Origin of the sequence: Candidatus Bandiella numerosa (assembly GCF_029981845.1) — a bacterium.
GTDB classification, from domain to species: domain Bacteria; phylum Pseudomonadota; class Alphaproteobacteria; order Rickettsiales; family Midichloriaceae; genus Aquirickettsia; species Aquirickettsia numerosa.
In genome coordinates, this window is record NZ_CP104164.1 from 880,928 (window position 1) to 896,727 (window position 15,800).

General features: G+C 28.3%; 3 protein-coding genes and 3 pseudogenes. 5 read left to right on the forward strand and 1 reads right to left on the reverse strand.

Annotated elements, in window-relative coordinates:
- Positions 1-71: 71 nt before the first annotated feature.
- A pseudogene (locus N3Z17_RS04135) lies at positions 72-1,224 on the reverse strand (IS3 family transposase).
- 570 nt (positions 1,225-1,794) lie between these two features.
- Here N3Z17_RS04135 and N3Z17_RS04140 point away from each other — a divergent pair.
- From N3Z17_RS04140 to N3Z17_RS04160, 5 genes and pseudogenes are all read left to right on the forward strand, one after another.
- The gene (locus tag N3Z17_RS04140; RefSeq protein ID WP_282471479.1) at positions 1,795-2,568 is read left to right on the forward strand and encodes a thioesterase II family protein; all 774 of its coding nucleotides are present in this window, start codon (positions 1,795-1,797) and stop codon (positions 2,566-2,568) included.
- A gap of 83 nt (positions 2,569-2,651) precedes the next feature.
- A pseudogene (locus tag N3Z17_RS07590) lies at positions 2,652-4,136 on the forward strand (amino acid adenylation domain-containing protein); the annotation flags it as partial.
- A 54-nt stretch (positions 4,137-4,190) separates the two neighbouring features.
- Positions 4,191-12,953, forward strand: a pseudogene (locus N3Z17_RS04145) (amino acid adenylation domain-containing protein).
- A gap of 51 nt (positions 12,954-13,004) precedes the next feature.
- Positions 13,005-14,288: a condensation domain-containing protein gene (locus tag N3Z17_RS04155; protein ID WP_282471480.1), complete on the forward strand. Its 1,284-nt coding sequence runs from the start codon at positions 13,005-13,007 to the stop codon at positions 14,286-14,288.
- A 143-nt stretch (positions 14,289-14,431) separates the two neighbouring features.
- The gene (locus N3Z17_RS04160) at positions 14,432-15,673 is read left to right on the forward strand and encodes a phytanoyl-CoA dioxygenase family protein (RefSeq protein ID WP_282471481.1); all 1,242 of its coding nucleotides are present in this window, start codon (positions 14,432-14,434) and stop codon (positions 15,671-15,673) included.
- The last annotated feature ends 127 nt before the right edge of the window (positions 15,674-15,800 follow it).

Consider the following 15,800-nt stretch of genomic DNA (forward strand, 5'->3'; position numbering starts at 1 on the left):
GAAGTAAAGAGGTGGTCATAATTGGTTGGACAGTTTTGCAGCAAAGTTAAGGATAAATCCCATGGTTAAAATTAAGCTGTATACTTGTTATTCTTTGGCATTAGACCGTTAGAATTATCTCTGTAATAAACCTCTTCTGGAGTAAGTCCAGCAAATGTTGAATGTGGCCTTTTGTTATTATAAAATTCTAGCCAGCTAGCAATAGCTTCTCTTAATTGGCCAACATTATCAAATTCCCGAAGATATATGCATTCATATTTAATAGATCTCCATAGTCTTTCTATAAAAACGTTATCCATCCAGCATCCCTTGCCATCCATGGATATTTTTATATCATAGCTTTTTAAGATATCAGTAAAATCAATGCTGGTAAATTGACTTCCTTGATCTGTATTAAAAATATCTGGTTTGCCATATAAATATATCGCCTCTTCTAATGCATTTAAGCAAAAAGAAGTATCCAGAGTATTTGACAATCTCCATGACAACACTTTTCTAGAAGCCCAATCCATTATAGCTATTAAATACATAAAGCCTCTGTGCATCGGTATATAAGTGATGTCAGCACACCAGACTTCATTTGCTATACTAATAACTTTATCTCTTAATAAATATGGATATATTGTGTACTGACTATTTTTTTTACTAGTATTAGGTTTTTGATATATAGCTCTTATTCCCATTATTCTCGTCAACCTTCTTATCTTATGTCTAGAAGCAAAACCACCCTAATTTTTTAAATGCAAACTCATTTGTCTAGAACCATAAAATGGATGTTTTAAATAAACCTCATCTATTTTTTCATGAGCTCTAGATTTTCTAAACCTTCGCCTTTAGGATTATAATAACAGCTTGATCTTGCTATTGAGAGTAACTGGCATTGTTTTGATATACTCAATTTATCTTGGTTGCTCTTAATAATCTCAAGCCTCCACTTTTTCCTAGTTTTTCGTATACATCTTGCAAAAAATCCTTTTCTACTGTTAATTCTCCTATTTTTGCATGTAGTTGTTTTACTTGATGTTCATTTGATATTTCTGATTTTCCCCATTTGCTAGAAAATGCACTACTCATGTTTTCTAAGGCCTGTTTCTTCCACTTGCTGATCATATTTGCATTGATTCCGTATCTTGCTGATAATTCGTTCAATATACCTTCTTCCCTGATTGCTGATAATGCTACTTTTGTTTTAAATACTGGACTGTATTTTTTCTTTTTTGTCATTTGTTACTCCGATATTTTTATTTGTTTTATATCAGAATTTATCCTTTAGCACCTGTCCAGTTTTTTAGGACCAACTCTGTTACCGTGATGACTAATTATTTTATTTACTTCTAGAGCATAATTCTTGTATTATATATCAAGAAAATCATCAACTTTTCGTTCTTTTCGTTTTTCATTTATTCTAAAGTATATTTTTGATAATTCTTTGCTGTCAATTTTCTTTAATTCTATTGATATCTCATATATGCTTTTCAAATTCTTCTTTATTATTTTATTTGCCAGTTTTAGTTCTTCTCCAAAATATTTTTTACTATATTCTTGACCATATAATATTATTGAGCTGTTTTGTATTTAATTTGGAAGTATTAATATGATTACATATTATGTTTGCTAATGTAGATTTCCCAGAAGAAGAAGGACCTGTGATTAAAATAATATCTACTTTATTGATCATGCTTTTCTAGATAAAAATTTATTATTCAAGCTATTTTCTAAAATTTCACACATTTGTATATGTCAAAATACAACATAATATGATACAATACTGGAAAGGTGTGTATGTAAAGATTTATGAACAAAAATTTTACTGATATTGATGGCCTTTGGTTTGTTCCAATACGTTTCTCAAATGAAAATAAATTAAATCTTTTTTTGTTTCACTATGCTGGAGGTAGTGCTTCGTTTTTTAAAAAATGGGAGAAAGATATAGTGGAAAAAGTAAATATATTTGCATTGCAATTACCTGGTAGAGAAAATAGATTTAATGAAAAATTTATTCTAAGTATGGATGATTTAATTGAAAAAGTATATAAGGAATTCCCTAAAAAATTACATATACCCTCGATTTTTTTTGGTCATAGTCTAGGTGGTTTGATTTCCTTTGAATTAGCTAGAATGATAGACGCAAATACCAATATAAATCTTACTCATTTGATTGTTTCAGCTTGCCAAGCTCCCCAATTATCCCATCTCAAAAAAACTTTATATAATTTATCTGATAATGATTTTATATCTGAAGTAAAAAAGTATAACGGCATACCTAAAGAAATTCTTCAGGAACCAGAGTTATTATATGAAGTAATATTACCTATTTTAAGATCTGATTTTACTATATCTGATAGTTATGAATATAAAAAAAGAGCTAAAATTAAGCCTAAGGTAATAGCTATTTGTGGTAAAGCAGATAATACATTTGACATAAATAATATTTTAAAATGGTCTGATGAGACTCATAATTTTGACTATAAATATTTTACAGGAGATCACTTTTTTATAAATATTGAATACAATAGAGTAATGCAATTAATAAATAATATATTGTTAAAAGAATTGAGTAAAAAATAATTCTCAAATTAAATTCGCACAAATTATACTTGTAAATGTTTTTCATATATCTTATAGTTGACCTTTGGGTAGTATAGCGGGAAATGTCGTACGGAGTTGGCAAAGCTTTCGAAGAACAGGCGTGTAAAAGCCAAGATAAAGTAGCAATAATTTTTAAAAATCGTCATTTAACATATGGATTTTTAAATGAGTTAGCGAATAAATTAGCTAATTATTTAAGAGTATCTCATTCCGTTAAACCAGGTGATGTAATAGGAATTTCACTACCTAGGTCTACAGATTTTATTTTAGCAATGTTAGCTGTTTTAAAAATAGGAGCAACATATATAGCTATAGACCCAAAAACACCATCTAAAAGAATCAAATATATAATAGAAGATGCTCAAATTTTTCATGTAATTACTTCAAAATCTTTGATAAACAATTTATTCGATATTTCAATCTCTTTGTTTATAGAGGAGATAAATTATTCTAAATTTTCTTCAGAAAATCTAAAAATTAGTTATCCTATTAATCCAGTAGCATATGTAATATACACATCAGGAACAACAGGGGAGCCAAAGGGAGTATTGCTAGGAAGTTTAGGAATAAGAAATTACGTGAAGCAGATTGCTAATATCTTCAACAAAGACGAAAATCGTATTGGATATATAAATTCTCCTTATACAGATCTTGGATATACTTCTCTATACACTGCTTTATTAAACGGTTTTACACTATGTGTACTTCCTGAAGAGCAAGAATTTTCTTTGATTAATTTAATAGATTATTTATTTTTAGAAAAAATTAGCATAATAAAGACAACACCCTCTTACTATCAATTATTATCTAGTGAAATAAATGCACTTAAGGAACCTAAAAAAGAAAAAATTCTTAGATATATCAAAAAAGTACATTTTTTTGTTGGAGGAGAGTCTTTATTATCTCATTATCTTACTTTAAAAACAAAATTAACAAATCATTATGGCCCCACTGAAACAACTATAGGTACAACTACATATAACATTGAAACAAATACCTTGAAGCAAGGCAATATACCAATCGGGAAGTCCTTAAAAAATACTAGGGTCTACATACTAAATGATACAATGTCAATAGTACCAGAAGGAATACAAGGTGAGATATATATTGGTGGACTAGGCGTTGCCTTTGGCTATTTAAATAATCCTTCCTTAACTGCACAAAATTTTCTCGCAAATCCTTTTTGTACAAAGGAAGAAAAATTAATGGGTCTAAATACTCGCATATATAAAACTGGAGATTTTGCTAAATATCTTCCTGATGGTAATATAGAATTTTTAGGAAGAAAAGATGAACAAGTAAAAATAAACGGATATAGAATAGAGTTAAAAGAAATAGAAGCAGCAATAAACAGCCATAAAGATATAAAAGATTGTATGGTTGTTACTAAAGAAGGATTATTAATTGCTTATATAATTCAAGGCGAATTTAAAGTTGATGCAGAAGAATTAGATTTGTATCTACAAGAAATTATTCCAAACTATATGTTACCACAATATTATATTAATATTGATAAAATTCCTTTAAATAACACTGGAAAAAGAAATAAAAAAGGATTGCCTCCATTTAATAAATTAGTCCCACAAAAATTAGAATCATATGTGAAGCCAACAGATTCAATAGAGATAGAGCTTTCCGAAATATGGAAGGAAATATTGAAAGTTGAGAAAGTTGGGAGATACGATAATTTTTTTAAATTAGGGGGACATTCATTACTAGCAATTAAGTTAATTTCTTCAATAAATAGAAAGTTTAATAAGGAGATTAGACTTATAGATTTGTTTGATAATCCAACAATAATTGGTCTAAAAAAACTAATCGTTTCTGCTGATGATATTATAGCTTCAAATAATATAAGAATTCCTATCTTAAGTAGTAGAGCTAATTCAGCAGCATTATCTTTTGCTCAACACCGTTTGTTCTTTTTAGAAAATCTTATCACTGATGCTGTCTACAATATGCATGTTGCATTTGAACTTGTTGGCAATCTTGATAGAAAAGCATTAGCTAGTGCAATATCTGACCTAGTGATGAGGCATGAATCCTTAAAAACTGTTTTTAAAAAAGATAAACTAGGCAATCTAAGGCAAATTATCTTAAAAGATGTATCAATATATGAAGAAATTAAAATAGCAAACGAATCTAACATTCGAGATGCTATTATAAAATTAAAAGAGAAAGAAAGTAATAATAAGTTTGATTTAGAAAAAGGTCCTCTATGCAGAATAAAATTACTAACTATAAGTTCAAATAAGCATATTTTAATTTTAACAAAGCACCATATAATTAGTGATGGATGGTCTTTTAATATTCTATATAAAGAATTATCAGAGTTTTATAATTTTTATAAATTAAATAAAAAAAGCATTTCACCTAAATTGCCAGTGCGTTACATAGATTACAGCATATGGCAAAAAAAATGCTTTGAAGGCAAACAATTACTTAAGCAACTTGATTATTGGAGAAATACACTAGAAGATGCACCAGTAAATACTTGCTTGCCTACAGATAAAATTCATCCAAATAAATTAACTTTTCAAGGTGGTAACACAGTATTGAAATTTGATTTGCAATTAAGCAATAAAATAGAAAACATATGTTTTAATAATAATATTTCTCCATATATTTTCTTTCTAACTGTTTTAAACGTATTGGTATATAAAGTTACAGGAAACAAGGATTTAATAATAGGAAGGTTAGTTAATGGGCGACAGCATCAGGAAATTGAAAATGTAATTGGTTTATTTGTTAATACTTCAGTTCTTAGAACAAAAATAAAGCCACCAGAATCCTTTGAAAATTTACTATTAGGAGTAAAAAAAAATTTACTGGAATCATATCAATTTCAAGAGGTGCCTTTTGAGAAATTGATAAATATGTTAAAGATAGAAAGAAATTCGTATCAAAACCCATTATTTCAAATCTTAATAGATTATAAAGATTTTAATAGCAATCTTTCACTTGATTTAGATGGAATTCACATAAAAGATATATCAGCTAATTATGACAAGGTTAAGTTTGATTTAGAATTTATAGCTCATAAACTAAAAGACTCAACTTTAGGAGTCAGAATTAATTATCTGGTAGATATATACAGTCATGAAACAATAGAAAGATTTGCAGATTTTTTTAAAAATATTATAAAAGAAGCTGTTGAAGATATTAAGTTACCAATTAGTGATATAAATATCATATCAAAAAAGGAGCAGAGTGGCCAAATTAAGCTTCTCAATAAAAATAATAGCTTAAACGAGAATATAAGGCCATTACTATTTAATCAGCTATTTACTAGGAATATTAGAGCCAACCCAGATAGAATAGCAATTTGCGATCAAGGAATTTTCATAACTTTTGAAGAATTAGATCAGAGAAGTGATTATCTATCGAATTGTTTTTACAAGGCCGGATTAAGACGTGGTGACTTTATTGTTTATGGAGGTTCCAGAGGTTTAGAGGCAGTTATTGCTATGTTGGCAATATTTAAACTTGGGGCGACATATGTGCCAGTTGACCCTAACACCCCTGGGGAAAGAATAAATTTTATTTTATCAGACTCAACAGCAAAGTGCATTGTTGCAGATTCTTCGCACAGAGATAAGTTTAAAAACCTGTTTTCAGGTATAATAATATTAATGGAGGACTATAAAAATATAAGAAAAGAGCAAATTCAGAGTAAAAAATTAGAACAAGTTCAGGGCCATGATATAGCTTATTTAATTTATACATCAGGAACAACGGGCAAACCTAAGGGAGTGATGATGAGCCATTATGCTATGTCTATTAGATTAGGTTCTTTTGCTGAATTATTTAATTTACAATTATCTGATAAAGTTGCTCAGCAAGCTTCATTATCATTTGACGTTTCATTACAAGAAATACTGTGCCCTTTAGTATCATGCTCAACAATACATTTCATCCCTCATGATGTCGTCAGGCAGCCTGATGACCTAATAAAATTGATTGAATGTCATCAAATTACTTTTATTGAATTTATTCCTTCTTTTTTAAAAAACTTATTAACATCTTATACTATAAGCAAAAAAATTCGCTTAAATAAAATTGTAGTGGGCGGAGAGCCATTAACAAGTTCGCTGATCAAAGTTTTCAATGATAAATTAGATGCCACTTTAATAAATATGTGTGGACCAACAGAAGTTTGTATGGATGCCACTTATTGGATATGCGACGATAATTTACCTAGATTAGGAGTTCCTTTAAAATATACATATGCGTATATTTTGGATCATGATCTTAATATAGTTCCAAAAAATTATCCTGGTGAATTATATTTTGCTACAGATGCTATGGCAATAGGGTACAAAGGGCTGCCAGCACTAACTGCTGAGAAATTTATTGCTAATAAATTTGAAAATACAGGAAGTAGGTTGTATAAATCTGGCGATTTAGTAAGGCTTCTACCAAACGGAAAGCTTGATTTTGTTGGCAGAAAAGATTTCCAACTTAAAATTAGAGGTTACAGGGTTGAAATAGAAGAAATTGAAAAAGTATTAGAAAAGTATACAAATATTAAGAAAATAGCTGTAACCTATCAAACAGATAATAACACAAATAACAATTATTTGTTGTGTTATTATACGGCTATTAAGGAAATAGACGATAAGCAAATAATTAGCTACTTGGAACAATATTTGCCTGATTATATGATTCCTAGTGCATTTATTTATTTGGTTGATATGCCAATTAATATTAATGGTAAAGTGGATAAACAAACGTTACCTAAGTATGAGTTACACAATAGTAAAGATTATCAAGCGCCAAAAAACAAAATAGAAAGAATTTTATGTAAAATATGGCAAGAGGTTTTAGGGATTGATAAAGTAGGTGTTCAAGATAACTTTTTTAGATTAGGAGGAGATTCTATAACAACTCTACAGATACTCTCAAAAGCTAGGCAAAATAGTGTTCATTTTAAACTAGAAGATCTTTTTAATTACCCTCAGATTTGTACTTTAAGTAAATTTTGTACTTTTATTAAAAGTATTGAGAATATAGCTATTTCTAATAAAAAGATAACAGGCATAGTGCCATTAACACCTATTCAATCTGACTTCTTTAGTCAAGTAGAAAATTATCACCATTTTAATCAGTCTGCAGTCCTGATTTGCCCAGAAGACATAAATCTTAATTATATAAAAAAATCAGTGGCAGCACTTATAAGTCATCATGATATGCTTAGAGTAAAGTACAGTATTTTAGGAGATGAAGTTAAGCAAATAATTCAAGAAGAAATCAATTTTATCTATAAATATAAAGATTTATCCCAAGAAAATGATCCTATTGGCGCTCTACGCAAAGAATGTAATGCGACACATAAAGAGATAAACATTTTTATACCACAATTAATAGGCATGGGCATTTACTTTATTGGTAAAAGTGAAGGTTATAGAATATTTATTACAATACACCATTTAGTTGTTGATGAGGTTTCGTGGCGTATTATTGTAGAAGATTTGGAAAAAGCCTATATGCAGCTCATCAATAAAGAGAAAGTTTGCCTACCTTCTAAAACAACTTCTTTTCAAAAATGGAGCTATCTTACGAAAAATTATGCTGCAAACATTAAGCTTGAAGAAAAATCTTTCTGGTAAAAATTGGAGATTGCTTTAAATAAAGGTTGTTATAAATATCAATTAAAAGGTTTACCTAAAGAAGTTATTAAAAAATTAGATAAAGAATATACTAAAAATTTGCTTAGGAGGACAAATCAAGCATATAAAACTGAAGTTCGTGATATATTATTAGCAGCAATTTCTTTAGCTTATACAGATTGGCATAATTTACTAAGTAATGCTCAACAAAAAATCATTCCTCGAGAATTTATTATTGACCTTGAGGGACATGGTAGAGAAGTGAATTTAACTAATGAAGAAGTTGATTTATCAAGAACAATAGGATGGTTTACATCTATTTATCCAGTGGATTTAAGTATTGAAGAACATAATAACATCGGAGATTTGATTAAGGAAATTAAAGAAAGAATACGCAACATACCTAATAAAGGTATGGGATATAGTAATTTAAAGACGCATGGAAAGTTTATAAAAGCTAATAACCATACATACAAACCTAATATATTATTTAATTTTCTTGGTCAAAAAAAATCGGTGCAGTCAGCATATAATAAAGAAAATAGAGTGTTTGATTTGTCTTTTGAAATAAGAAGTTTAAATATAGCTCAAGAAAATCAACTAAGTCACAAAATTATAATTAACTGCGCTATATATAACGATATTTTTTCGATAAGATTCACTTTTGATACAAAATATTTTTCATATCTTGAAATAGAGTCCTTAGCAAATAGCTATATTAAATCTCTAAAAATATTAATCAATTATTGTTGTAAAGAAAATAATTTTGGTTATACATTATCTGATTTTAAAAATATAGATTTTCTGACGCAACAAAATATTGATAATAATTTAGGAAAAATTAAGAATATTACAGATGTTTATAGATTATCTCCTTTGCAAGAAGGCTTCTTATTTAATGAAGAAATGCTTTCTGAAGAACAATCTATAGGATACAACGTACAATCTACATATAAGTTAGAATATAATGTTGACCCTAATATATTAAAAAAAGCTTGGGATGTAGTTATTAAAAATAATTCCGTGTTAAGAACTGGCTTTATATGGGAGTCTTTACCAGAATCTATACAATTTGTACTATCTGATTGTTCTCATAATTTTAAATTTAAGAAATATAAAATATTAAAAAGGGAAAAAATTTTAGAAATAGCGGCAATAGAAAGATCAAAAAAATTTGAGTTTAATTATCCACCAATAAGTAAGGTTTTGTTATTAAGTGATGACACATCAAAATATATGATATGGACAACTCATCATATAATAAGTGATGGATGGTCTACAGGCTTACTACTAAAAGAACTAAAAAACATATATCATAGCTTGATCAAAAAAACTGAGTTTAATTGTGAAAGACGTATAGAGTATGTGGATTATATTAGATGGATACAAAAACAAAATAAAGAATTAGCAATTTATGATTGGAAAAATTATTTAAATAATATTACAGAGGACAATTGTTTGGAATTCTCTGCTAAAACTGTTATAGAAAAAAGTAGTAGTAGTCATAAGGATTATTTCTTCCACATAAATAGAAAAACTAGTAATACTTTAAAACAAGTTGCAAAGAAAAATGATGTGACTACAAACACAGTTTTTCAAGCAACATTAGGTATTATTATAAGTAAATATACCCAATTAACAGATTTTACTTTAGGCATTACTGTTTCAGGGAGAACTATAGATTTACAAAATATTGATGAGTTAATCGGATTAACAATAAATACATTGCCATTGCGAATCAAACTAAATAACAAAGAAAATTTTAAGCACTTTTTGCAAAAATTACATGCATCGACTACATTTATTAATCAAACAAGTTTTCTCTCATTAGCTGAAATACAAAAGCTATTTGTTAAAGATGTTCACAGTTTATTTAATAGTATATTAGTATATGAAAATTATCCCAGAGATGAAATAAATTCTAATTTAAATATCCTTAAATTAAAAAAATACCATAACTTTAGTGAAACGGAATATCCATTTACTTTGGTTGTATATCCAGGAGAACAATTTTATATAAGAATAATTTATAGCGATAAGCATTTTACCAGTGAATTTTTAGAAATTTTTAAAGATAATTTCATAAACCTTCTTGAAGTTATATCGAGAATACACGAAGATCAGATCAAAAACGTAACATTAGCACAATTGTTATATCTGTTTAGCAAAAAAATACCTGTCAAGTTATTTGAAACCAATGAAGATATAAAAGTCATAAGAGAAGAAAGAATAGAAGGATTATTTGAGGAAAAGGTGAGGGAGTGTAGGGACAGAGTAGCAGTAATAATAGAAGGAGTACAAATAAGCTATGATGAATTAAACAAGAGAAGTAATAAAATAGGTAGGTATTTAAGAGAAAAACACGGTGTAATAAGAGAAGTGAGTGTAGGGTTATGTATAGAAAGGAGTGAACATATTGTATTGGGGATATTAGGAGTATTGAAAGCAGGAGGATGTTATATACCAATGGAGGCAAGTTATCCAGAAGAAAGGATAAGGTACATAGTAGAAGATGCAGAGTGTAAGGTAATATTAAGTAATGAGAAGAATGTAGAGAAGATAAGGAAGATAGTAGGAAATAAGATAGAAGTAATAGGAATAGACAGTGAAGAGTTTAGAAGAGAGGTAGAAAAATATAAAGGAGAAGATATAAAGGTAGAAAGAGGAGTAAAGGATCTAGCATATATAATATATACATCTGGAACAACCGGGAAGCCGAAGGGAGTGATGCAGATTCACAACAATGTAGCAAGATTATTTAGTATAACTCAAAAAAAATATAAATTTGACCATAAAGATATATGGGTACTATTTCATTCATATATATTTGACTTCACAGTATGGGAGATATGGGGTTCTTTGTTGTATGGAGGGAAATTAGTAATAGCATCTCAAGAAAAAATCATAGATACAAAGTTATTTTTTAATTTATGTAAAACAGAAGGGATAACGGTATTAAATCAAACACCAGGAGCATTTTATAATTTTATAAATGAATCAAGAAGTAGAGAAAAGTTATCTAAATTAAGATATGTAATATTTGGAGGAGATGCATTAAATCAAGGAAAATTAAGAGAATGGTTGAATAAGTATGGATATAATAAGCCAAGACTGGTAAATATGTACGGCATAACAGAAACAACAGTACACGCAACATATAAGGCGATAAAAGAAGAAGATGAAAATAACAATAACAATTCTATAGGGAGAAGATTAGGAGATTTAAAGATATATATATTATCAAAAGAAGGAGAAGTATTACCAATCGGAGCGATAGGAGAGATATGTATAGGAGGAGAAGGATTAGCAAGAGGATATCTAAATAGGCCAGGGTTAACAGCAGAAAAATTTATAGCAAACCCATTTGCAACAGAAGAAGACATAAAGAGAGGATATAGTAGGTTATATAGGACAGGAGATTTAGGCAGATATTTAAGTGATGGAAATATAGAATATATAGGAAGGAATGATGAGCAAGTGAAGATCAGAGGATATAGAATAGAGCTTGGGGAGATAGAGAATGTGATGCAGAGCTATGAAGGAGTTAGGCAGAGTGTAGTGGTAGCAAAGGAAAGAGAAGGAGGAGGAGATAAGTATATAGTAGGATATTATGTAAGTGAGGAAGAGTTAGATGAAAAAGAAATGGAGAATTATTTGGGGAATAAGTTACCAGAATATATGATGCCGAGTAAGTTGATGAAGATAGGAGAGATAGTACTTACAATAAATGGGAAGATAGATAAGAAAGGGTTGCCAGAAATAGAATTTAGTAATGAGGAAGGGTATGTGGCTCCGAGGAATGATATAGAAGAGAAGTTATGCAAGATATGGGAGGAGGTGTTAGGAATAGATAAGGTGGGAATAAAGGATGACTTCTTTAAATTGGGGGGTCATTCGATTAAATTGATGCAGGTACTTTCTATGATGCATGCTCAAGGCATTTATGTTCCGATAAAGTATCTATATACGAATCCAAATATAAGAAAAGTTGCTTTATACCTCATTAATAATAATTTAAAAAAACAAAATTCTAATGAAACTTTCAATCAATTGGGTCTATATAATCTCCTTGATAGCTGTAGCCAAAATAATAATAAAAACAAAATAGATACACTTTTTCCTATTACCACTGCAGAAGAAAAGAAAAAATTACCAAAATTATTTTTAATTCACCCTGGTAGTGGATTATCTTTTTCATACATAGATATTGAAAAATACTTATCTTATTACGTTTATGGCCTTAATAATCCATATTTTTTCAACCCAAAGAGATTTAATAATGTTGAAGAAATGGCTCAATACTATCTTGCAGAAATATTAAAAGTTCAAAGTGAGGGAATATATTATTTAGCTGGCTATTCTTTTGGAGGACTTTTAGCTTATGCCATCGCTACAATTATGCAAAAAAGAAAAAATTTGAAATGCAAGCTGATATTATTAGATACTGCTGTTAATATTGCTCAGCTTAAAGGTACCCCTAATGAAGCAAAACATAGTAATGATAAATTATTAAATGAAAAGTTGAACGAAAATAATAAGCATTTAAGTTACATATCAACCAAATATATTTTTGAGCCTATTGATAGTCAGATTATATTTTTTAAGAATAAAAATAATAAGGGCACTTTAGCAAATTTAACTAGTAATTGCCGTGAGTTTGTAATGAAAGGTACGCATTCCACTTTTCTTGAAGAAGATATTATTAATATAACAAGAGAAATGAATAATTTTAGTGTGATAAATGATGAAAAATAAAATCAAAAAACTATTTTGCTCCTATAACATTTATATTTGAGAGGTACAAAAATGATTTCTAAAGAAAGATTTTGTTCATATGAAGAATATCCATTATCCCATGTTCAAAAAGTATTATTAGATGATTATATAGCCTATAGTAATAACCACTTAACACAGGCTGTGTATAAAATAAACATGAAGTTAGATGTAGAGATAATATGCAAAGCATGGGAAAGAATAATAAGAAAATATGAGGTGCTAAGAACTAGTTTTGAATATGGAGATAGAAAAAAAACTACTCAATGTTTTAATAATAAAATACCTTATCCTTTTATTAAAAAAAATTTAACCAATCTGGATAATATAGAAAAAGAAATCAATGATTTATTAAAGAACGATGAGAGTAAAAGTTTTAATTTAAATAAAGCTCCGCTATTTAGAGTTTATTTTATAGGATTATTGGATAATGTTGATTATATGATATTTAGTTATCATCCTATAATACTAGATATATTCTCCGTGCAAAAAATAGCATATGAATTATTACAACTTTGCGAATCAGATATTATAAAAAATTCATATATAAAGCAATATACTCACTATAAAGAGTATTTAATATGGCTGCAAAATCAAGGCAAAAATGAAGCTGAAAAATTTTGGAAACATTATTTAAAGCAAGAAAAAAACTTTACCCAATTAAAAAGCAAAACAAATAAAACCGAAAAAGAGTATGAAGAGTATAATTTTACAATTAATCAAAAACAAGCTAAAGAGATTAAAAAAGCAGTGAATAAATTCAATGTAACAGTGAACACATTAATGCAAGGAGTTTTTTCTGTCTTATTGAGCAATATTACAAAAGAAAAGAAATTGATATATGGAATAGTTAAAAAGGGAAGGGGGGCAGGCTTAACAAATATAGATAATATGATAGGAAATTTTAGCAGTATTTTACCTTCAAAGGTAGAGATAGATGAAAAAGTATCTATAGAAAATTTTCTTAAAAATTTATATAAAGATTCTCATAAGATTAATAAATATTCATATATACCTTTAGAATATATAAAGCTGTGGTGTGATATTCCTAAAGATATAAATTTTGACGTAGTCTACCTATTTCACAGCAATTTTGAACTTTGTGATTCGAATATGCAATTAATAAAAAATATAGATATGAATGGCTTTCCCTTGATGATTAAAGTGTTGCGCAATAAGGAAATTAACATTAAATTAAAATATCAAACAAAGTACTTCAGCTCTCTCTCTATAGAAAATATGGTAGAATATTTTTTCATAATATTGAAGGATTTGTTGAAATATTCAAAAAAATCACTTTCCATATTATTATATTGACACCTATAGCTAAATGAATTACGCTTTTTCATGTGCTTTAGGTTTGGTTTGGACGATATAAAAATATCTGATCGCTTGTAAATTAGCATAATATTATCCATTTTCACATTTTAAGCTTTTTTAACCTGATTGTAGGAAATAAAATGACTGATATCATGATACAAGAGCAGCTTGAATACCTTCTTAATCTATATTCAGATAGAACACGTAACTATAAGATACCAAATAGTCATATTAATACATTTAATGATTTTAAGAAAAAATATAAAGAAGATAAAACTAACTTTTATAGCGATGTTACCTTAATAGAAAAACCTATAATGAATGATTACAAAAAAGCCGTTCAAAAATATGATTTGTTATCTTCTTCGAATAATACATACTTATCTAACGAAGAAATAACGACTTTCTTATCTGGAGATGTATTAAAGAAATCTTTAGATAATTCAGAGGATATACCTCTTTTAAAGAATGAAATAGCTAGACTATTCGAATCTGATAATCCTTTAGTAGAACGTAGGTTTATGTTTTTACTAAGCCCTCTATTTATAAATTTTTCATATAAAAATAAAAAACATATTATAGGTACAGTTAACAGTTTATTAGGAAAGCATGATGATATTTCTTTTGAATTTGCCTATTTTAAAACTCCTCCAAATCAGCATAGCCCATATTGGCATGATGATTATACTGTTTTAAGAAATAAAATTATACCAAATAACAAAGAACAAACTCTTCTTCTAAACTGTCTTATTACTTTAACTAATGTTACAAAAAACTCATCTCCATTATGCTTTCTTAGAGGTACTGAAGAGCTAGTATTTGCCAGAGCGGCTCTTAAGTATTTTGATGAGAATAATATTGAATTTGATGAAGAGCTGTTTTTAAAGGCTATTTATCTTACTGAAAACTTCTACACACCAGGAAAAGAAATAAAGGCTAATTTGCTTGGTCTTATTCCGGGGTTTTCTTATAGGCTTTTTCAATTAAAAACACTTAAAAAGCCTTTTAGTATGTTTTTCAAAGAGCTTAGTTGCGGTGATTTCTTAGTCTTTAGCCCGCATTATTTACATACTTCAGCTTATATTAATCAAGATAAAATTGCTAAAGAAAGTATAGTTTATAGATTTATGTCAAATGGCCACTATAATTTTAGAAATAAATCAACTTGCAAAACACTTCTTGAGTATTTGTCTTTTGCTAAAGGGCGTGAAATTGACCTTAAAGAAATTAAGAGAACAATATTTAAAAATTTCCCCAATCTTAAATTAGATTCTGAAATTCTTTTGAATATATACATAAATAAAGATTTAAGTACTGTTAATAAACCGTCAATTCCAAGAATTTACTTAGAAGATCTATGGCAATTTTTTCAAAATGAATAAATAAAGTAAAAATATTAGAGAATTATGAAATTTAAAATCATTTCTTTGGTCATAATTATAGGCCGAGTAGCCCGAGGGTAGTCCCTCAGGCTACTCGGCCTTAAAATCGACCTTTTTGTCACTTGTT

What these genes read in the sequence shown, in the direction of transcription:
- N3Z17_RS04140 (WP_282471479.1), top strand. Translation starts at nt 1,795, where the DNA reads ATGAACAAAAATTTTACTGATATTGATGGCCTTTGGTTTGTTCCAATA.
- N3Z17_RS04155 (WP_282471480.1), top strand. Translation starts at nt 13,005, where the DNA reads ATGATTTCTAAAGAAAGATTTTGTTCATATGAAGAATATCCATTATCC.
- N3Z17_RS04160 (WP_282471481.1), top strand. Translation starts at nt 14,432, where the DNA reads ATGACTGATATCATGATACAAGAGCAGCTTGAATACCTTCTTAATCTA.